Here is a 21,366-nt window from a genome sequence, read left to right on the forward strand (position 1 = left end):
GTTCGTAGGCTCATCCCTGACGTCGCCTGCCCGCCGGGAGCGCCCGCGTGGGTCGTCGGGCCCGCCCGGCGACCCGGTCCGCCCCGGCGGCGCGGGTGTCGCGACCCCTCCGGAAGAAGGACACCGGTGCTGTACTGGCTGATGAAGTACATCATCCTCGGCCCGTGGCTGAGGCTGATCTTCCGCCCACAGGTCGAGGGGCTGCACCACGTGCCCGACACGGGTCCGGTGATCCTCGCCAGCAACCACCTGTCGTTCTCCGACTCGATCTTCACGCCGTTGATCGTCAAGCGAAAAGTGACATTCATCGCCAAAGCCGAATACTTCACCGGCAAGGGCATCAAGGGCTGGCTGACGAAGATGTTCTTCGTCGGCTCCGGCACCATCCCCGTCGACCGCTCCGGCGGCCGGGCGGCCAGGGCGGCGCTGGACACCCAGCTGCAGGTGCTGCGCGCCGGCGGCATCGCCGGCATCTACCCCGAGGGCACCCGCTCGCCCGACGGGCGGCTCTACCGCGGCAAGACCGGGGTGGCCCGGTTGGCCCTGGAGAGCGGCGCCCCGGTGATCCCGATGGCGATGCTCAACGCCGACGAGATCCAGCCGCCCGGCAAGCTGATCCCCAAGATCGCCCGGGTGCGGATCCGGTTCGGCGCGCCGCTCGACTTCTCGCGCTACGCGGGCATGACCGGTGACCGGTTCGTCGAGCGCGCGGTCACCGACGAGATCATGTACGAGCTGATGGAGCTCTCCGGCCGCGAGTACGTCGACATGTACGCCCAGAAGCTGAAGACCCAGCCGGCCGACCCCACCCCCCGGGAACCGGTCGCCGCCTGACGCGCACGCGCCGCGCGGCGGCGGGTCAGCAGGCCAGGGCGGGATCGGCGGGGGCAGCCGGTGGGCGGGTCAGGTCCAGCAGCCCGGGCGCGCCGTTGCGCAGCGCGAAGGCGCGCAGCTCGGCCAGCTCCGGGCGGCTCGCCGTCGGCTCGCCGGCCCGCTCCAGCTCCACGGCCGCGAAGGTGAGGGCCAGCATCCGGTCGGTCACGTCCGGGATGCCGGCGTAGATCTCGGCGCCCGCCAGGTGCAGCTCGGCGGCCCGCCGGTGGTCTCCGTCCGCGGCGGCCAGCGCCCCGGTCACCGTCCGCAGCGCCGCCTCCGACCAGGGCGTACGGTGGCCCACCCGGTCCAGCATCGCGCGCACCCGGGCGGCCGTGTCCCGCCCGGCGAGGCTGGCCGCGTAGGCGGCCGCCGCGATCCACTCGCCGCTGGCCAGGGCGGGCACCGCCGACCAGGAGGTGGCCAGCTCGTCGATCAGCGCCGCCGCCTCGTCGCGGCGCCCCTGCAACGCCCGGCAGAGCGCGCCCATCGCCAGCATCGTCCAGTGCAGCCGGTGGAAGCCGCTGCGCCGGGCGGCGTCGAGCGCGGCAGCGACGTCGTCGGCGGCGGGGTCGGCCGGGGACCGGGCCGGCGGCACCGGCTCGCCCCGCAGGACCAGCAGGCAGGAGCGCAGGCCCCGGACCTGCATGTCCCAGCTTCCCGTGGGGGTGTCCACGAACGCCTCGGCCGCGGTGAGCAGCCGGCCGAAGTCGCCGTCGAACCAGGCCCGCATCGCCTCCGCCGAGTAGCTGGTGGTCAGCGTCTGCCCGCTGGCCGTACGCGCCGGCGACGACGAGAGCAGCGCGTCCGAGCGGAGCCAGTCGCCCTCCTCCCGGACTGCGTACGCCAGGTTCTGGATGGCGCGGGGCAGGGCGATCAGCTGACCGGCGCGGCTGACCTCGACGATGGAGTGCAGCTCGTCCAGGCCCGACCGGTCGCCCGCCTGGTAGCGGGCGGTGGCGGAGGTGATCCGGGCGTTGGTGCGGGTCTCCGTCAGCCCCAGCCGCTCGCCGATCTCCGCCGCCCGGTCCGCCGCGGCGACGGCCGGGTCCCGCTCGTAGTTGAGCATGTGCAGTCGGCCCAGCTCGGCGTAGGCGTCCGCCTTCTGCGGGCTGTCGGGCAGCGGGGCGAAGAGCTGCACGGCCCGGTCCAGGCAGGCCAGCGCGGCGGCCCGGTCGGCGCGCAGCCACGCGGCCTGGCCGAGCAGCGTCCAGGCGCGCGCCGCGCAGGCGTCGTCGCCGTGCGACAGCAGCCGGTCGGCGAGCGCCTGCATCTGCTCCGAGCCGCCGCCGGAGAGGAAGGCGTTGCCGTCCCGGTAGAAGGAGATCTCCGTGCTGAGCAGCTCCAACTGGAGGCGGCCGACCGGGTCGGACTCGTCGGCCAGCCCGAGCGCTCGGCCCGCGTGGCTCGCCGCCACGTCGAGGCTGTGCAGCGCGTACGCCCGCCGGGCCGCCCGGTGCAGCGCCGCGCGGGCGGTGCCGGCGTAGCGGGCGGTGTCCATGCCCAGCGTCCGGGCGATCTCGTGCGCCGCCCAGCGGTGGTGGGCGAGCACCTCCGCCAGGTCGGTGTCCCGGCTCTGCGACAGCGTGTCCAGCCACTCCGCTGTGCGCTCGTGCCGCGCCACCCGTTCGGTGCGGGGCAGCCGCTGATAGCACACGTCGCGCACCAGCACGTGCCGGAACCGGTACTCCGGCTGCCCCGCCATGGTCGAGGCGGCCTGTTCGTGCACGAAGTCGCGCTGCTCCAGCCGGCGCAGCGCGCGTTCCACCGACTCGACGGGCTGCCCGAGGGCGGCGGCCACCGCGCCCGGCCAGAACTGCACGCCCACCACGGCGGCGGCCAGCAGCACCGTGCGCTCCTTGGTGTCGAGCAGGTCGATCCGGTTGGCGATGACGGCGTGCACGCTCTCCGGCATGGGCAGGTCGAGGTGCTTCTCCAGCGACCAGCCCCGCCCGGACTGGCGCAGCGCGCCCTGCTCGATGAGCATCCGCACGTACTCGTGGGCGTAGAGGGGGTTGCCGCCGGCCACCTCCACCAGCGGCGTCAGCATGTCGGCGGAGAACGCCGCCTGGCCGAACATGTGGGCGTACAGCGAGGCGATGCCGGTGTCCCGCAGCGGTGGCAGGGTGATGGTCACCGAGCCCGTGATCGTCCCTGCCCAGCTCGGGTCCCGGTCGACCAGCTCCGGCCGGGCGGTGCAGAGCAGCAGCAGCGGCACGTCCCGGGCGGCGGCGCCGAGCAGCTCCACGAAGCGCAGCATCGCGTCGTCGGCCCAGTGCAGGTCCTCGAAGACCAGCACGGTCGGCCGGCGCGCGGCCAGCGCCAGCAGGAAGCGCCGCCACGCCGACTCGGTCTCCTCGGCCGGCAGCGGGGTGCCCGGCAGGCCGACCAGCGGTCGCAGCGCGTCCACGAGGCGTTCCCGCTCACCCGGGCCGACCAGCTCGCCGACGGCCGAGGCGAGCCGCTGGGCGGCCGTCGACGCGGGGTCGGTGTCCAGGATGCCGGCCTCGGCCTTGACGATGTCGGCCAGCGCCGCGAACGTCACGTTCTCGCCGAACGGCGGGCACCGCCCGGTACGCCAGGTCAGCGGCTCGTCGACCAGCCGGTCCACGTGCCGGTACAGCTCGCGCACCAGCCGGCTCTTGCCGAGCCCGGCCCGGCCGAAGACGGTCACCACCTGGGGGCGCCGGTCGCGCAGCGACCGGTGCAGGGCGTTGACCAGCATCCCCAGCTCGTGTTCCCGGTCGATGAGCGGCGTCGTGTCCGGCTGCCGGTCGGTCGGCTGCCGGCGCACGGGGGAGAGGGCCAGCCACACCTCGGTCGTCGTGGACCGCCCGCGCAGCATGACCGGCGGCTGCTCGGAGTAGCGGATGGTGTCCCGGGTGAGCGCGTAGGTGGTGCCGCAGACCAGCACCCCGCCGGGCGGCGCGACGGACTGCATCCGGGAGGCCGTGTTGACCACGTCGCCGGCGACGATCGCCTGGCCGCCGTCGCGGGCGGCGGCCACGTCCACCAGCGCCTCGCCGGTGGCCACGCCGACCCGGAAGCGCAGCGCGTCCGCGCCGGTGGGGGTGAACCGGGTCAGCACCCGTTGCAGCTCCAGGCCGGCCCGGACGCAGCGCAGCGCGTCGGTCTCGGTCGCCACCGGCGCCCCGAACAGGGCCATCACCGCGTCCCCGATGTACTTCTCCACCACGCCGCCGTACTGCCCGACGACCCGGCGGGCGGCCGAGAAGAACCCCGTCTGCATGCCGCGGACCAGCTCCGGGTCGGCCCGTTCGACGTACGGGGTGAAGTCGATCAGGTCGACGAAGAGCACGCTGACCCGGCGGCGGTCCTCCTGCGGGGGCGCCGCCCGCCGGTCGGCGCCCGGCCGGGGCGCGCCGCAGGAGGTGCAGAACGCCACGTCCCGGGCGAGCGGGCGCAGGCAGTGCGGACACACCGCGCCGAGCTCGTTGCCGCAGCCGCCGCAGAAGCGGTCGCCGGCGGCGGCCGTGCGTCCACAGCGGTCACACTGCGTGGCGATGACACCCTCCACTGGCGGTCCCGCCGGCGCCGGGGTCGGCGCCGTCCCGGTGCCAGTATCGCCGCCGCCTCAGCTGTCGGGTACCGGGCTGTTGGCTTGTGGACAGTCCACCGGCCGGTCCTGCGGCTACAGTCAGGCGGCTGATTTGTCGAACAACGACCACAGGGGGACGCCCGATGGTGTACGTGATGCTGCAGAGCGACTGGACCGACAGCAACGGGGTGAGCCACTTCGCGGGCGACTCCGTCGACGTGGACGCCGCCACGCTGGCGACGCTCCAGGCGCAGGGGATCGTCAGCGAGCAGTCCGGCGGCGGCAGCAAGGACGGCACCGAGTGGGCCGGTCCGGGCAGCACCACCAACTGGGCCGGGCCGGGCAGCGCCACGCCCTGACATCCCGCACCAACGAAAGGGGCCGGAGTAACCGCTCCGGCCCCTTTCCGTGCGGTTGGCGGGGCGGTGAGGCGAGCTGGGCGCGTACGCCTCAGCGGTCGTTCATGCCGGCGCGGCGGCGCAGTGCCGCGACGTCGGTGACCACGATCCGGCGGCCCTCGGTGCGCAGCCAGCCGCGGTTGGCGAACGACCCGATCGCCTGGTTGACGCTCTGCCGCGAGCCGCCGGCCATCTCGGCGAGCTGGCTCTGGTTGAGCTCGATCGTGATCATCGGGGCCTGGCTCTCGCCGGCCAGCCGAACCAGGGTCTTGGCCACCCGGCCGGGCAGGTCCAGGAAGACGTGGTCGGCGTTCTGCTCGGTGAGCCGGCGGATCAGCCCGCCCAGCGAGCGCATCACCGCGTCGAGGATGCGCGGGTTGGAGTGCACCAGCTCCATGAACGCGCCCCGGGACAGCGCGAGCGCCGCGCAGTCCTCGATCGCCTCGGCCGAGGCCGAGCGGGTGGACGCGTCGAGCAGGGAGACCTCGCCCAGCACGTCGGGCGGGCGGATGACCGACAGCACCGCGCGCTCGCCGGTCGGCGCGGTGCGGAAGACCGCCACCGCGCCCCGGCGCAGCACGATCAGCGACTCGCCGGGGTCGTTCTCCACGAACAGCAGCTGACCCTTGCGGTACGTCCGGGGGACCGCCGCCGCGATGACCCGTTGCCGGACCTCCGGCTCGAGCCCGGCGAACATCTCCACACCCGTGAGCGCGTCACCCGGCTCCGGCAGGCGCATCTCCACGGCCCAACCCCTCCCCGGTCCAGGACCACAACTCGCTCACCGGGTGAACCTGAAGGCCCTCGACGAGGTGAACTGACACCGGTTCGGCGTCCGGTAGCGGTACACATCAGATCATGACTGTCCTGTCGCTTGCTGTACACCCCTCAAATCACTTCCGTGACACTCCCGAGCTGCGACGACCGGCATCGTGGGAGCCGGATCCGGTTCCCGGGCGGACCGCCGGGGGGCGGGGGCGGATCCGGTCGCACCGGTGACCACGGTCGGCGGACGCGGGGGGCGGGACCACCCTCGCGCCCGCCGGCCGGCGGGCCCCGGTGCCGCCGGCGGCCGGGCGCGGCAACCCCGGTCGCCGGCACGCGGCCGGCGTGGGTGAGGATGGCGGTGATGGTCTACCGCTACTTCTACGACTGCGAGTTCATCGAGGACGGCCGCATCGTCGACCTGGTGTCGATCGGCGTCGTCGACGAGTACGGCCGCGAGTTCTACGCCGTGTCGACCGAGTTCGACGACTCGCGGGCCGTGCCCTGGGTGCGCCGCAACGTGCTCGACAAGCTGCCGTCCCCGGCGGACCGCGCCTGGCGCTCCCGGGAGCGCATCCGCGACGAGCTCTACGACTTCCTCGTCGAGCCGGTCAGGGACCGGCCGGGCGAGCAGCTGGAGCTCTGGGCCTGGTACGCGGCGTACGACCACGTGGTCCTCGCGCAGCTGTGGGGGGCGATGCCGGCGCTGCCCCGGGAGATCCCCCGGTTCACCAAGGAGCTGCGCCAGCTCTGGGACGACCGGGGCAGGCCGCCGCTGCCGGACGCCGCGTCGGCCCGGCACGACGCGCTGGTCGACGCCCGGCACAACCTGGCGCGCTGGCGTGCGATGACCGGTTAGTAGGTTTGGTCGGTTCTGTCCCGGGCACCGGTGCGACGTCGAGCCGATGCGAGGGAGTGGTCCCGTGAGCAACGAACCGAGCAGCGCCGCCGACGCCCGGCGACGGGTCACCGAGCTGGCCCGGGAGGCCCGGATCTGCATGCTGACGACGATCGCCGTGGACGGCCGCATGGTGAGCCGGCCGATGGGCCTGCAGGAGGCGGAGTTCGACGGGGACCTGTGGTTCTTCGCGTACGCCGACTCCGCCAAGGTGCGGCAGATCCGGGTCAACCCGGAGGTCAACGTCGCGTTTTCCGACTCGAAGCGCGACGCCTGGGTCTCGATCTCCGGCACCGCGCGGGAGGGCTACGACCGGGCCAGGGCGGAGCAGTTGTGGAACCCGGTGCTCAGGGCCTGGTTCCCGGACGGGCTGGACACCCCCGGGCTCACGCTGATCACGGTGCACGCCGGCTCCGCGGAGTACTGGGACTCGCCGTCCGGCACGGTGGTCAACCTGTTCGGCCACGCCAGGGCGGCGGTGACCGGGAAGCCGCCGAGGGCGGGGGAGAACCGCGAGGTCAGCTACTGACCGGTAGGTCGACCGGCCGGTGGGACGGCCCGGGGCGCGGTGCCGGCGTGCACCCGCGCCGACTACAGTGCGCACTGACGGCCCGCCCCGGGCCGGCAACGGCGCCGATGGTCTGATCCGACACATATCCTGGGGCAAATCGGGCTTCACCTGATGCTCCAGGAGGATGAGCAGATCATGCGTATCGGCGTGCTCACCGGCGGCGGCGACTGCCCAGGTCTCAACGCGGTCATCCGGGCGGTGGTCCGCAAGGGCGTCGCCAGCTACGGCCACGAGTTCGTGGGTTTCCGGGACGGCTGGAAGGGCCCCCTGGAGGGCCTGTCCCGCCCGCTGGGCATCGCGGAGGTCCGCGGCATCCTGCCGCGCGGCGGCACCATCCTCGGTTCCTCTCGGACCAACCCCTTCAAGATCGAGAACGGCGTCGAGCGGATCAAGGACAACCTCGCCGCTCAGGGCGTCGACGCGCTCATCGCGATCGGCGGCGAGGACACCCTCGGCGTGGCCACCAAGCTGCACGACCTCGGCGTCCACGTGATCGGCGTGCCGAAGACGATCGACAACGACCTCGGCGCCACCGACTACACCTTCGGCTTCGACACCGCGGTCAACATCGCGATGGAGGCCATCGACCGGCTGCACACCACCGCCGAGAGCCACCACCGCACCCTCGTCGTCGAGGTGATGGGCCGGCACGCCGGCTGGATCGCCCTGCACGCCGGCCTGGCCGGCGGCGCCAACGTGATCCTGCTGCCGGAGCGGCAGTTCGACGTCGAGCAGGTCGCCGGCTACGTCGAGAAGCGCTTCCAGCACCAGTACGCCCCGATCGTCGTGGTCGCCGAGGGCGCCCAGCCGCTCGACGGCCAGATGGTGCTGCACAACCAGGAGCTCGACGCGTTCGGTCACGTCCGCCTCGGCGGCATCGGCCAGTGGCTCGCCGAGCAGCTGGAGGCCAAGACCGGCAAGGAGGCCCGCACGGTCGTGCTCGGGCACATCCAGCGCGGCGGCACCCCGACCGCCTTCGACCGGGTGCTCGCCACCCGGCTCGGCCTGCACGCGATCGACGCCGCGCACGAGGGCGACTGGGGCAAGATGGTCGCCATGCAGAGCACGGACATCGTCCGCGTTCCGCTCGCCGAGGCCACCCGCGAGCTGAAGACCGTGCCGCTGGAGCGGTACGCCGAGGCCGAGGTCTTCTTCGGCAGCTGATCGAGGTGTCGACGGCGCGGCGGGCCGCAGGGCCGCCGCGCCGTCGACCACGACAGGAGGGGGTACGCCCGCGATGTCGTCCGGGGTGCACACGGTCGCGGTGATCGGGGCGGGCAAGATCGGTGAGCTGATGCTCTCCGGGCTGCTGCGCTCCGGATGGCCGGTGGACCGGCTGCTGGCCACCGCCCGCCGGCCCACCCGCGCCGAGGAGCTGACCGCCCGCTACGGCGTACGGGTGGTCGACAACCTGGCCGCGGTGGACGAGGCCGAGGTGCTCGCCGTCTCGGTCAAACCGCAGGACGCGGCGGCGCTGCTGGAGGAGATCGGGCCGAAGGTGCCCGCCGACAAGCTCGTGATCTCGCTCTGCGCCGGCCTGCCCACCAGCTTCTTCAACCGGCGGCTGCCCGACGGCACCCCCGTGGTGCGGGTGATGACCAACACCCCCGCCCTGGTCGACCAAGCGATGACCGCCATCTCCGCCGGCGCGCACGCCACCGGGGCGCACCTCGCGCTGGCCGAGGAGATGTTCAAGCCGCTCGGCTCGACCATCCGGGTGCCCGAGTCGCAGCAGGACGCGGTGACCGCGCTGTCCGGCTCCGGGCCGGCGTACTTCTACCTCCTGGTCGAGGCGATGATCGACGCGGGCATCCTGCTCGGCCTGCCCCGGCAGGTCGCGCACGAGTTGATCGTGCAGACCGCGATCGGCTCCGCGGTGATGCTGCGTGACTCCGGCGAGCACCCGGTGAAGCTGCGCGAGGCGGTCACCTCGCCGGCCGGCACCACCATCTCCGCCGTACGCGAGCTGGAGAAGCACGGCGTACGCGCGGCGCTGCTCGCCGCGCTGGAGGCCGCCCGGGACCGGGCCCGGGAGCTGGCCGCCCAGGCCGACTGACCCGTCGTGGTCCGACCTTCGCACTTTGTCGATGTATGTCGGTAACCCGACAGTTTGTCTGACCGGTAGTTGGTGGACAGCGCACGGACGGATCGATGCGACTCGGCTGGAGCGGTCGAGGTGCGGCAAGTGCGGCACCAGGGGGTCCCACTTCGTTCACCAGGTGGTTGAATCGGGGCTTGGTACAGCGGGGCTCGGGGAGAACAAATGGATGTCTTCGATGTGCGAAACCGACTCATCGGGGACTACCGGGAGTTCACGTCAAGCTTCGTCGACCCTCGTGATCCGAAAATCAGGAGTTACGTCGAGCGGCTCGCGACCTCTGGCTACCAGTGGCCGGCACCCTATCTGTCGCTCAACCCGAACTTCGCTTCGGGCGGCACCGTTGACAGTCTGGTCGATGCTGGCCTGCTACACCCGGACAACACGCGACTCTTCCGTATCAAGCGGGACAAGACGGATGCCGGCGACCAGCCGCTGCGGTTGCACCAGCACCAGCGGGATGCCATCGAGACTGCTCGCGGCGGCCACAGCTACGTACTGACCACCGGCACCGGTTCCGGCAAGAGCCTCTCCTACATCGTGCCGATCGTCGACCGCGTGTTGCGGGCAAGGGCAGACGGGACGTACCGCCCCGGCGTCAAGGCGATCATCGTCTATCCCATGAACGCGCTGGCGAACAGCCAGTTGCACGAGTTGGAGAAGTTCCTCTGCTGGGGCCTCCCGGGCAACAAGCCGCTGGTCACCTTCGACCGGTACACCGGCCAGGAGAACGCCGAGGCCCGTCGCCGGATTCTGGCCGACCCGCCGGACATCCTGCTCACCAACTACGTGATGCTCGAACTCGTGCTGACCCGGCGTCGGGAGCGGGACCGGCTGATCCGAGCGGCCCGCGGGCTGTGGTTCCTCGTGCTCGACGAGTTGCACACCTACCGGGGGCGGCAGGGCGCCGATGTGGCGTTCCTCGTCCGCCGGACCAAGGACGCCTGCGACGCACCCCAACTCCAGTGCATCGGCACCTCGGCAACGATGACGACCGAGGATGACGCCGGCCGGCAACGGGCGGCGGTCGCAGAGGTGGCGAGCCGGCTGTTCGGCCAGCCGGTTGCGGCCGAGCACGTCATCGGGGAGTCCCTGCGCCGGGCCACCACCGGCAGCGGCGCAGCCGGGGACATGCTTGCCAAGCAGGTACGCCACTGGCACCAGAGCGGCCAGACGCCCGGTCTCGACGAGTTCCGCCGGGATCCGCTGGCGCACTGGGTGGAGAGCGCGTTCGGCGTCGAGCCTGAAGAAGGCAGCGGGCGGTTGGTGCGCAAGCGGGTTCCGCTGACCGTGCCAAGGGCGGCCGACGACCTGGCGCAGCTCACCGGGGAACCGGCCGACGTGTGTCAGGCTGCCATCCAGGCGGTGCTCCAGGCGGGTGCCCAGGTCGTCGACCCGGAGACGGACCGGCCGGTCTTCGCCTTCCGGCTCCACCAGTTCCTCTCCAAGGGTGACAACGTCTACGTCACCATCGAGTCGCCCGCCGACCGGCACATCACCAGCCGCTACCAGACCGTCTCCCCGGTGAGCGACGACACCGAGCGGAAGATCCTCGTGCCGTTGGCGTTCTGCCGCGAGTGCGGCCAGGAATACCTGAGCGTGCGGCGGTCGGTGAACGGCTTCGAGGCCCGGCAGGACTCGGACACCGGCGAGGACGGCGGCTACCTCTACCTCAGCGACGACCAGCCGTGGCCGGAGAGCCTGGACATCGCCGTGCAGGACGGAAGACTGCCGTACTCCTGGACGGTGCTGGCCGATGACGGCACGACTGTGCCGGCGCAGGACAAACTCAAGTACCTGCCCGAGGTCGTGCACGTGGATGCCGGCGGCGCCGAGGTCCCGGCGGGCAAGGGAGTCTCCGCCGCCTGGGTCACCACGCCGTTCCGGTTCTGCCTGCGCTGCCGGGTGTCCTACGAGCGCAGCAGAGGCAAGGACTTCGCGCAGCTGGCGAAGCTCTCTGCCGAGGGGCGCAGCTCGGCGCTGTCGGTCATCGGCGCCAGTGTCGTACGTGCCCTGCGGGCCGCCCCGAGTCTCGACAAGCCGGCGCGCAAGCTGCTCTCCTTCGTCGACAACCGGCAGGACGCCTCGCTCCAGGCCGGCCACTTCAACGACTTCGTCCAGGTGGTTCAGTTGCGCGGCGCGCTCTATCGCGCGGCGGAGAAGGAAGCGGAGGGCCTGACCCACGAGCGGGTCGCCCAGCGGGTCACCGAGGCGCTCGGCCTCGAACTGACCGAGTTCGCCCGTCGGCCCGAGGTGCGCTACGGCAAGGATGAGATCTGGCGAGCGCTGCGCGAGGTGGTCAACTACCGCCTCTACCTCGACCTGGAGCGGGGCTGGCGGGTGACCATGCCCAACCTTGAGCAGACGGGCCTACTGCGCATCGGCTACCGCTACCTGCACGAGGTCGCCGCCGACCAGGAGATCTGGGACCGCAGTCACCACCTGCTGCGCGACGACAACCCGGAGCACCGCTACGAGATCGCGGCCACCCTGCTCGACGAGTTGCGCCGCAACCTGGCCATCGACGTGCGGTGCCTGACCGAGGAGGGCTTCGACGAGATCCGTCGGCTGTCCGCGCAGCACTTGGCGGAGCCGTGGGCCTTGGGCGTGCGGGAGCGTGCCACGGTCGCGGCCGTCGCCTTTCCCAAGCCGAGTAGCAAGGGCCGCCCCCGCTCCTACCTGCACCTGTCCGGGCGTGGCGCCCTCGGGAAGTACCTGAAGCGGCAGTACGACCAGCCCGGCCAGCCGTGCGGCGTCGCCGACGCGCAGGACATCATCCGTGACCTGCTGTCCGTGCTGGCCGAGGCCGGCCTGGTCATCGAGGCGATGCCGAGCGACGGGGACGACCTGATCGGCGGCTACCGGCTCCGCTCCGACGCCCTGCTCTGGCAGCCCGGCGACGGTGAGGTGGGCGCGGAGGACCGGGTTCGCAAGCAACTCTCGGGCGAGGCGGGGGCGAGGGTCAACACGTTCTTCCGCGATCTCTACCGGGACACGTCCCACCTGCTGGCCGGACTGCAGGCGAAGGAGCACACGGCGCAGGTCACGCCGGCCGAGCGGCAGCAGCGGGAGACGGAGTTCCGGGAGGGCGACCTGCCGCTGCTGTTCTGCTCGCCGACGATGGAGTTGGGCGTCGACATCAACGCGCTGAACGCCGTGGCCCTGCGCAACGTGCCACCGACACCGGCGAACTACGCCCAGCGTGCCGGCCGGGCCGGCCGGTCCGGGCAGCCGGCGCTGGTGGTCACCTACTGCTCCACGGGCAGCGCCCACGACCAGTACTACTTCAAACACCCGACCCTGATGGTCGGTGGTTCCGTGCAACCGCCCCGGCTCGACCTCGCCAACGAGGACCTCGTCCGCTCCCACCTGCAGGCGATCTGGCTGGCGGAGACGGGTGAGGAACTGCCCAGCTCATTGGCGGCGGTGATGGAGACCGGCGGGGAGCGCCCGTCGCTGGATCTGTTGCCGAAACTGAAGAAGTCGATCAGCGACCCGGAGCCTCGCCGTCGGGCGCTGGCGCGGGCGCAGGCGATGCTCGCCGGCGACGTGGCCGGCGAGTTGCGGGACGCGCCCTGGTGGCGCGACCCGTGGGTGACCGAGGTCGTCGAGCGGGCGCCGCAGAGCTTCGAAGGCGCCCTCGGACGTTGGCGCAAGCTCTACCGGGCGGCCCTGACCGAATACGAGGTGCAGGGCCGGCGGGCGGTCGACACGAACGTCTCGCACAAGGCCCGCGACGAGGCGCGTCGCCGCGCGGACGACGCCCGGGTACAGCTCAACCTGTTGCGCAACGAGGATTCGGACGAGCCACAGACCGACTTCTACACGTACCGCTACCTGGCCTCGGAGGGCTTCCTGCCCGGCTACTCGTTCCCGCGGCTGCCGCTGGCCGCGTACATTCCGGGGCTCAACGGGCAGCGGCAGGGCGACTACATCCACCGGCCGCGGTTCATCGGCATCAGCGAGTTCGGACCGGGGGCGCTGATCTACCACGAAGGCGCCCGGTACATGGTGCGCAGCGTCCAGTTGCAGCAGGCGGCGACGCCCGGACAGGAGGGTGTGCTGACCACCTCGGCGCGGCGGTGCCGAGCTTGCGGGCACCTGCACGAAGACACCGTCGGGACGGACCTCTGCGAAAGCTGCGGCGAGCAGCTCGGCGCTGCGGACAGCAACCTGCTGCGCCTCTACACCGTCCGCACGCAGCGGCGGGAGCGGATCTCCTCGGACGAGGAGGAGCGACGCCGCTCGGGCTTCCAGATCGAGACGTCGTACCGCTTCCACCACCACGGCGGGCGGCCCGGCAAGCTCACGGCCACCGTCGCCCCGACCGGCGGCGGGCCGGCCGTCGCCACTCTCGTCTACGGGGACGCGGCCACGGTACGCCGGGCGAACCTGGGCCTGAGTCGGCGCAAGGACGAGAACATCCGCGGCTTCTGGCTGGACACCACCAGCGGGGAGTGGCTGTCGGAGTCGAAGGCCGCCGAGAAGACCTCGGACGAGGAGGATCTCGGCAGCGCCGATGACACCAAGCGCAAGCAGCGGGTGATCCCGTACGTCGAGGACCGGCGCAACATCCTGGTGCTGCGGTTGACGCGCAAGGCCAAGCGGGAGGAGGCGGTGTCGCTGCTCTACGCGGTGGAGCGGGGCATCGAGGCGACCTTCCAGCTGGAGGACTCGGAGCTGACCGGCGAACTGCTGCCGGACGCCGACGACCAGGGCCGGATGCTGTTCATCGAGAGCGCCGAGGGCGGCGCTGGCGTGCTGCGCCGGCTTATCGAGGAGCCCGGAGCGCTCAGCAGGGTGGCCGTGAAGGCGTTGGAGATCGCGCACTTCGACCCGGAAACCGGCGACGAGGCCGACCAGCCGGTCGCCGAGGACGAGGACCGCTGCGTGCAGGGCTGTTACGACTGCCTGCTGTCGTATTCGAACCAGCCTTACCACAAGCTGATCGATCGGCACCTGATCGTGGACCTGCTGCTGGAGCTGGCCCACGCGACGACCGCCAAGGCCGGCGGTGCCAGGCGAGCCATCGGTGCGCTGGCCGCGACCGGGCCTGCGGCGGAGTTCGTGGCATGGCTGGCGCAGACCGGCTACCGCGCGCCGGACGCGGCGGCGGAGCGGGTGGCGGGTGCGCTCGCCGACCTCGTCTACCGGGAGCACAAGGCTGCAGTGTTCGTCGACGTCCCTGGCGAGCCCTACGGCGAGGGCCGGGACGGCGACGCCGAAGACAGTCTCTACGACGACGGATGGACGCCAATTCGCGTAACAGCGGGCGAGTGGCAGCAGGCCGTGGACCGGTATCCGAGCGTGTTCGGGCAGCATAGGACGGGGAGCAACTGATGACGGTGACCGCGGAGCGGTTCGAGCCGGGCACGCTGGTCAGGGCGCGGGGCCGGGAGTGGGTGGTGCTGCCCGAGTCGGAGCCGGAACTGCTGGTGTTGCGCCCGCTCGGCGGCTCGGACGAGGAGCGCGCGGCCGTCCTGCCCGATCTGGAAGAGGTCACCTCGGCGACCTTCGCCTACCCCGATCCCGCCGACGCCGGCAACGCCAGCCGGGCCGGCCTGCTGCGTACGGCGCTGCGGATCGGCTTCCGGTCCACCGGCGGGCCGTTCCGCTCGCTTGGTGGGCTCGCCGTCGAGCCCCGGCCCTACCAGTTGGTGCCGCTGCTGATGGCGCTGCGGCAGGACACCGTCCGGCTGTTGATCGCCGACGACGTCGGTATCGGCAAGACCGTCGAGAGCGGCCTGATCGCCGCCGAGCTGCTGGCGCAGGGCGACGCGGACGGGCTGGCGGTGCTGTGCAGCCCGGCCCTGGCGGAGCAGTGGCAGCGGGAGCTGGCCGAGAAGTTCGGCATCGCCGCCGAGCTGGTGCTGCCCGGCACCGTACGCCGGCTGGAGCGCGACCTGGTCGGCGCGCAATCAATCTTCGACCGGTACCGGCACGTGGTGGTCTCAACCGACTACATCAAGCGGCCGGAACTGCGCGACCAGTTCCTGCGCGGCGCCCCCAACCTGGTCATCGTCGACGAGGCGCACTCCTGCGTGCTGGACGACAGCAACCGTGGCGGCCGGTCCCGGATGCTCCGCCACGAGCTGGTCGGCAAGCTCGCCGCCCGCGACGACCGGCATCTGATCCTGGTCACCGCCACCCCGCACAGCGGCAAGGACGCGGGCTTCCGCAACCTGGTCGGCCTGCTCGACGAGCGGCTGGAGACGGTCGACCTGGACCGGGTCGAGGGCCGGGAACTGCTGGCCCGGCACTTCGTGCAGCGCCGGAGGGTCGACATCCGCCGGTTCCTGGAGGACACCCCGTTCCCCGAGGACCGCGAGTCGACCGAGCGCGCCTACCGGCTGACCGGCGACTACCGCAGCCTCTTCGACGACGTGGTCGCCTACGCCCGGCAGACCGTGCGGGACCCGATCGGCGGGCAGGTGCGCCAGCGGGTGCGCTACTGGTCGGCGCTGGCGCTGCTGCGGGCGTTGGCCTCGTCGCCGCAGGCCGCCGCCGCCACGCTGCGCACCCGGGCGGCGAACGCCGACGCCGCCGACGCCGACGAGGCCGACGCGCTGGGCCGGGCCGCCGTGCTGGACCTGCCCGACGACGAGACCCAGGAGTCGGTGGACCTGGTGCCAGGCGCGGAGACCGAGGCGGATTCGGGCAGCCCGGAACGGCGCAGGCTGATGGCCTTCGCCCGCCGCGCCGAGGCCTTGGCCGCGAAGGGCGACAACAAGCTCGACCTGCTGGTCAAGGAGGTCAAGACCCTCCTTGGTGACGGCTTCAACCCGGTCGTCTTCTGCCGTTACATCGACACCGCCGAGTATGTTGCGGACCGGCTGACCGCCGCGCTCGGCAAGGCCTTCGCGGTCGGCTGCGTGACCGGCGCGCTGCCTCCCGAGGAGCGCAGCGAGCGGATCAAGGAGCTGACCGCCGACCCGAAGCGTCGGCCGGTGCTGGTGGCGACCGACTGCCTCTCCGAGGGGGTCAACCTCCAGGAGCACTTCCAGGCGGTGGTGCACTACGACCTGGCCTGGAACCCGACCCGGCACGAGCAGCGCGAAGGGCGCGTCGACCGGTTTGGCCAGCGGGCGCCGAAGGTCCGCGCCGTGATGATCTACGGCACCGACAATCGGATCGACGAGATCGTGCTAAAGGTGCTGCTGCGCAAGCACGAGCAGATCCGCAAGGCGCTCGGCGTGTCCGTCCCGGTGCCGGACCGCAGCGACGACGTGTTGCAGACCATCGCGCAGGAGTTGCTGATCGCCCCGGACGCCCCGGAGCAGCTCACCATCGAGGGTTTCGGCACCGAGCTGCGCGCGGAACTGCACGAGGAGTGGGACAGCGCGGCGAAGAAGGAGAAGGAGTCGCGCACCAAGTACGCCCAGCGGGGCATCCAGCCGGCCGAGGTGGCCGCCGAGTTGGCCGAGATCCGGGCCAGCCTCGGCGCTCCGGACGAGGTCGCGGGCTTCGCCCATGCCGGCTTTGCCGCGCTCGGCGCCGACGTGGTGCCCAACGGCGACGGCTTCGACGCCACCACGGGCGGCCTGCCGCTGCCGCTGCGGGACGCCTTTCCGGCTGGCTACCCGGCCACTCTCGCCCTGCGCCGTGAGCTGCCCACCCCTGCCCGCGCCGCCCACCTGGACCGCACCGACCCGTACGTCTCCGCGCTGGCCCGCTACGTCCTGGAGAGCGCGCTGGACCGAACGGTGCCCGCCGACCAGCGCCCCGCGCGCCGGGCCGGGGTGATGCGCACCTCGGCGGTGACCAAGCGGACGACGCTGCTGCTGGTGCGGTTCCGGTTGCACCTGACCCTGCCCACCCGGACGGCGGACACCGAGCCGCGCCGGATGGTCGCCGAGGAGGCCCGGCTGCTGGCCTTCCGGGGCGCCCCGACCGCCGCCGAGTGGCTGCCCGACGAGGAGGTGGCGAAGCTCCTGGAGGCCATGCCGACCGGCAACGTGCTGCCCGAGGCCGCCGCCCCGCTGCTGGAGCGCGTGATCGGCAACCTCGGCGCGCTCACCGCCCACCTGGACGCCACCGCCGACGGCCTCGCCGAGGCGCTGCGTACCTCGCACATCCGGGTGCGGGAGGCCGCCGGCCAGCGGGTCCGCCGGCAGATCACCGTGACCGCCCAGAAGCCTGCCGACGTGCTCGGCGTCTACGTCTACCTCCCGGAGGCCACCTCATGACGGCCGTGACCTATCCCGCCGCCCGGGTCGAGGGCGGGCTGCTGCCCGCCGGGCTGGTGCAGCGGATCGGCGACGGCGCGGCCGACCTGCCCGGTGCCGACGCCGCCAGCTACGGCCTGCAGTCCGGCGAGTCGGTGCGCCGCTACGCCAACCGCTCCTACGCCTACCTCCAGGAGCAGTGGCGGGACTTCGCGCGGCACCGGGAGAGGTCCGGTGACAGTGCCCGGGTGACCCGGGAGCGCTGGCTGTTGATCCTGCTGCGTGAGCTGGGCTACGACGGCATCGAGTCGCTGACCGGCGGCGTTACCGTGGACGAGAAGCCATTCCCGATCAGTCACCGCTTCGGTGTTGTACCGGTGCATCTGCTCGGCTGGGGCACGGACCTGGACCGGCGGACGGCGGGCATGCGAGGCGCTGCTGCCGCCGCCCCGCACTCGCTGATGCAGCAGTTGCTCAACCGCGCCGACAAACACCTGTGGGGGATCGTCTCCAACGGGCAGCGGCTGCGGCTGCTGCGCGACTCGACCAGCCTGGTCGGCAGCGCGTACCTCGAATTCGACCTGGAGGCGATCTTCGAGGGCGACCTCTTCCCCGACTTCGTGCTGCTCTACCGGGTGGCGCACGCCAGCCGGCTCACCGTCCGCGACGAGGCCGCCGGGCCGTCGTCGTGCCTGCTGGAAGCCTGGCGTACGGAGGGAGCCAAGCAGGGCGAGCGGGCCCTGGAGCAGCTTCGCGACGGGGTGGAGGCGGCGCTGGAGCTGCTCGGCACCGGCTTCCTCGACCACCCGGACAACGCGGCCCTGCGGGAGCGCATCGAGGTCAGCCTGTCGCTGGAGGACTACAAGCGCTCCCTGCTGCGTCTGGTCTACCGGCTGCTGTTCTGGTTCGTGGCCGAGGACCGGGACGCGCTGCTCGACCCGGCGGCGGCCCTGGTGGCGCGGCGGCGCTACGACACCTACTTCTCCGCCCGGCGGCTGCGGGAGCTGGCGTTGCGCCGCCGGCACTCCGGTCACGGCGACCTGTGGGAGTCGGTGCGGCTGGTCTTCGACATCCTCGGCAAGGAGTCGGGCCATCCGGCGCTGGGCCTGCCCGGCATCGGCGGCCTCTACGAGCCCGGGGCGCTGGACACCCCCATCGCCGAGGCCAGCCTGAGCAACACCGCGCTGCTGCGCGCGGTCGAGGCCCTGGCGGTGCTGCCGGCGCGCAAGGGCGCCGGCCGGCAGCGGGTCGACTTCCAGCACCTGGGGGCGGAGGAGTTGGGTAGCGTCTACGAGTCGCTGCTGGAGTTGCGCCCCCGTTGGGACGCGCCCGCCCGCCGCTTCCACGCCGAGCGCCTGGCCGGCAACGAACGCAAGACCACCGGCTCCTACTACACCCCGTCGTCCCTGGTGGAGTGCCTGCTCGACTCGGCGCTGGACCCGCTGCTGAACGAGGCGACCGCGCTGCCCACCCCAGAGGAGCGGGTCAAGGCGCTGCTGGAGCTGACGGTCTGCGACCCGGCCTGTGGGTCGGGACACTTCCTCATCGCGGCGGCCCGCCGGATCGCCAAGCGGGTGGCGGCCGAGGAGACCGACGAGCTGGAGCCCGCGCCGGCCGCGGTCCGCTCGGCGATGCGCCGGGTAGTCGCCCGCTGCATTTACGGCGTGGACGTCAATGAGATGGCCGCCGAACTGGCGAAGGTGTCGCTGTGGCTGGAGGCCATGGAGCCGGGCCGGCCGCTCGGCTACCTCGACGCCAACATCCGGGTCGGCAACTCTCTGCTCGGCGTTACGCCCAAGCTGCTGAAGGACGGCATCCCGGACGTCGCCTTCACCGCCCTTACCGGCGACGACAAGAAGGTCGCCACCGAATTGAAGAAGCAGAACGCGAAGGAGTTGGGTGGGCAGGACACCCTCTTTCGCGTTTCAGGTTTTGACGTCGGCAACACCGGGCTCGCAGAGCAGGCCAAAAAGATCGTCTACGCCGAGCCCCGCTCGCTGGCAGACGTGCATGTGCAGGGGCAGCGTGCCCGGTTGTTGGAGCAGGACCGCAAGCGCGTCAAGCTGATAGCTGACGCCTGGTGCGCTGCTTTCGTGCAGCCAAAGACTCCGGCGACCCGACTGATCGCAGTCACTCAGGGCGTCCTGGAGAGCCTGGCCAAGGGTGAAGCAACTCTGGAGATGCACCGGCTCGAGTCCATGGTGGAGGAGTTGACGCGGCAGTACCGCTTCTTCCACTGGCACATCGAGTTCCCGCACATCTTCCGTGTCCCCGAGTACGACCCGGTCGACGATGCGACCGGCTGGCAGGGCGGCTTCTCCTGCGTCCTGGGCAATCCGCCGTGGGAGCGGGTCAAGCTCCAGGAGCAGGAGTTCTTCGCCGCCAGAGACCCGGAGATCGCGGGAGCGAAGAACGCCGCCGCCCGCAAGAAGGCCATCGCCATGCTCGCGGACAGCGACGAGCCGGCCAAGCAGATGCTGTACGCCGAGTGGACCGGCGCCCTGCACGAAGCGGACGGCTTCAGCCACCTGCTGCGGTCGTCGGGGCGCTATCCGCTGACGGGCAGGGGCGACATCAACACGTACTCGGTGTTCACCGAGACGGCCCGAGTGGTGCTGCACCCGCGAGGCCAGCTAGGCATCATCGTCCCGACCGGCATCGCTACCGACGCCACCACTCAGGACTTCTTCAAGGACCTGGTGGTCACCAGGAGCCTTGTGTCGCTGTACGACTTCGAGAACGAAGATAAGGTCTTCCCGACAGTAACGAACAAGTTCCGTTTCGCGCTGTTCGCCATCGGCGGCCGGCAACGAAAGTCCAAACGTGTATCGCTTGCGTTCCGTGTGCGCCAGGCGAACCAGATCGCAGCGCGGGCCTACTCGCTAACCCCCGATGAGATTACTCTGCTCAACCCGAACACGGGCACCTGCCCGACGTTCTTGTCGCGCTGGGATGCGGAAATCACCCTCGGTATCTACCGCCGAGTGCCGGTGCTGTGGCGTGAAGGCGCGCGTGACGGCAACCCCTGGGGGCTGTCCTTCATGGTGATGTTCCACATGGCCAACGATTCCAGTCTCTTCCACACCATCGAGGACCTGTCTGACCAAGGGTGGCGGCTCAACGGTAACGTCTTCGTCCGTGGCGGCGACCGGATGCTGCCACTCTACGAGGCAAAAATGCTCCACCATTTCGACCACCGCTATTCCACGTACGAGGGAGCGACGCGGGAGCAGCTCAACAAGGGGACCCTTCCGCGATTCGAAGATGTTTCCCACGCCGATCCAAGGCGTTTGCCACTCCCGCGCTATTGGGTTGCAGAGGCGGAGGTTGAGAAGCAGCTTGTGGGCCGCTCGTGGCAACATGGCTGGCTCCTTGGTTGGCGCGATATCTCCGTCTCCGTCAACGAACGGACTCTTATCTCCACCGTCATCCCTCGCGCCGCTGTGGGTCATACCACCCCGTTCGCATTGACAGCATCGAAGCCCTCGCAAGCCGCAGCCTTTACGGCCAATCTGGGTAGCTTTATTTTGGATTATGTGGTGCGGCAGAAGGCTTCCGGTACTCACTTGACATACACCTATATGAAGCAATTCCCGGTATTGCCGCCAAGGCGTTACGACGAGCCAGTGCCGTGGGATCGTGGCGGCGGGACCTTGAATGACTGGATCAAGTCTCGGGTGCTGGAGCTGGCATATACTGCCCACGACCTTGAGCCCTACGCCGTCGACCTCGGCTACGATGGCCCGCCGTTCCGCTGGAACCCGCCGCGACGCGAACTGCTTCGCGCCGAGCTGGATGCGGCGTACTTCCACCTCTACGGCATCGATCGCGACGACGTGGACTACATCATGGACACCTTCAAGGTCGTTCGCCAGAAAGACGAAGCCGCCCACGGCGAATACCGAACCAAGCGCCTCATCCTCGACCGCTACGACGCCATGAGTTTGGCTGCTCGTACCGGGGAGGCTTACGAGAGTCCGCTGAATCCCCCTCCTGGGGTCCGACAGGCGGGGACCTAAATGCGACGGCATTGGGTTCG

The 21,366-nt window shown here is 71.2% G+C and carries 11 protein-coding genes; 9 read left to right on the forward strand and 2 right to left on the reverse strand.

The genetic code is table 11. The features are described from left to right. Positions 1 to 126 precede the first annotated feature (126 nt). Positions 127 to 834 (forward strand): lysophospholipid acyltransferase family protein, encoded by a 708-nt coding sequence (locus ACGFZ2_RS17300; protein WP_393454565.1) that lies wholly within the window; start codon positions 127 to 129, stop codon positions 832 to 834. Between the two features lie 25 nt (positions 835 to 859). Here the strand turns inward: ACGFZ2_RS17300 and ACGFZ2_RS17305 are convergent, their stop codons facing one another. Further along, a complete protein-coding gene (locus ACGFZ2_RS17305) occupies positions 860 to 4,411 on the reverse strand; it encodes an ATP-binding protein (RefSeq protein ID WP_393454568.1) in 3,552 nt (1,183 codons plus the stop codon). Between the two features lie 164 nt (positions 4,412 to 4,575). On the opposite strand from ACGFZ2_RS17305, the gene ACGFZ2_RS17310 reads away from it, so the two are divergent. After that, on the forward strand, positions 4,576 to 4,791 hold the full coding sequence (locus ACGFZ2_RS17310) for a hypothetical protein (protein WP_357693205.1): 216 nt from the start codon (positions 4,576 to 4,578) through the stop codon (positions 4,789 to 4,791). A gap of 91 nt (positions 4,792 to 4,882) precedes the next feature. Here the strand turns inward: ACGFZ2_RS17310 and ACGFZ2_RS17315 are convergent, their stop codons facing one another. Then, positions 4,883 to 5,575 carry a Crp/Fnr family transcriptional regulator gene (locus ACGFZ2_RS17315; protein ID WP_350707996.1) on the reverse strand — a complete coding sequence of 231 codons (693 nt, stop codon included), beginning with the start codon at positions 5,573 to 5,575 and terminating at the stop codon, positions 4,883 to 4,885. Between the two features lie 384 nt (positions 5,576 to 5,959). On the opposite strand from ACGFZ2_RS17315, the gene ACGFZ2_RS17320 reads away from it, so the two are divergent. The 7 genes from ACGFZ2_RS17320 (at position 5,960) to ACGFZ2_RS17350 (ending at position 21,346) form a co-directional block, all read left to right on the forward strand. Then, entirely contained in the window at positions 5,960 to 6,454 is a 495-nt protein-coding gene (locus tag ACGFZ2_RS17320) for a polyadenylate-specific 3'-exoribonuclease AS (protein ID WP_393301698.1), read from the forward strand. Between the two features lie 64 nt (positions 6,455 to 6,518). Beyond that, on the forward strand, positions 6,519 to 7,022 hold the full coding sequence (locus ACGFZ2_RS17325; protein ID WP_393454571.1) for a pyridoxamine 5'-phosphate oxidase family protein: 504 nt from the start codon (positions 6,519 to 6,521) through the stop codon (positions 7,020 to 7,022). Positions 7,023 to 7,199: 177 nt separating this feature from the next. Continuing rightward, positions 7,200 to 8,228: a 6-phosphofructokinase gene (locus ACGFZ2_RS17330; RefSeq protein WP_393263305.1), complete on the forward strand. Its 1,029-nt coding sequence runs from the start codon at positions 7,200 to 7,202 to the stop codon at positions 8,226 to 8,228. Between the two features lie 73 nt (positions 8,229 to 8,301). Continuing rightward, complete coding sequence (gene proC / locus ACGFZ2_RS17335) at positions 8,302 to 9,120, forward strand: pyrroline-5-carboxylate reductase (protein WP_393454574.1); 819 nt, start codon at positions 8,302 to 8,304, stop codon at positions 9,118 to 9,120. A 207-nt stretch (positions 9,121 to 9,327) separates the two neighbouring features. After that, complete coding sequence (locus ACGFZ2_RS17340) at positions 9,328 to 14,502, forward strand: DEAD/DEAH box helicase (RefSeq protein ID WP_393454577.1); 5,175 nt, start codon at positions 9,328 to 9,330, stop codon at positions 14,500 to 14,502. Continuing rightward, a complete protein-coding gene (locus ACGFZ2_RS17345) occupies positions 14,502 to 17,348 on the forward strand; it encodes a helicase-related protein (protein ID WP_393454580.1) in 2,847 nt (948 codons plus the stop codon). Before ACGFZ2_RS17340 ends, ACGFZ2_RS17345 begins: the two co-directional genes overlap by 1 nt. Next, positions 17,345 to 21,346 (forward strand): Eco57I restriction-modification methylase domain-containing protein, encoded by a 4,002-nt coding sequence (locus ACGFZ2_RS17350; protein ID WP_393454583.1) that lies wholly within the window; start codon positions 17,345 to 17,347, stop codon positions 21,344 to 21,346. The genes ACGFZ2_RS17345 and ACGFZ2_RS17350 overlap by 4 nt, the downstream gene beginning before the upstream one ends. The last annotated feature ends 20 nt before the right edge of the window (positions 21,347 to 21,366 follow it).

Origin of the sequence: Micromonospora sp. NPDC048063 (assembly GCF_043202855.1) — a bacterium.
In the GTDB taxonomy this organism is placed as follows: Bacteria; Actinomycetota; Actinomycetes; order Mycobacteriales; family Micromonosporaceae; genus Micromonospora.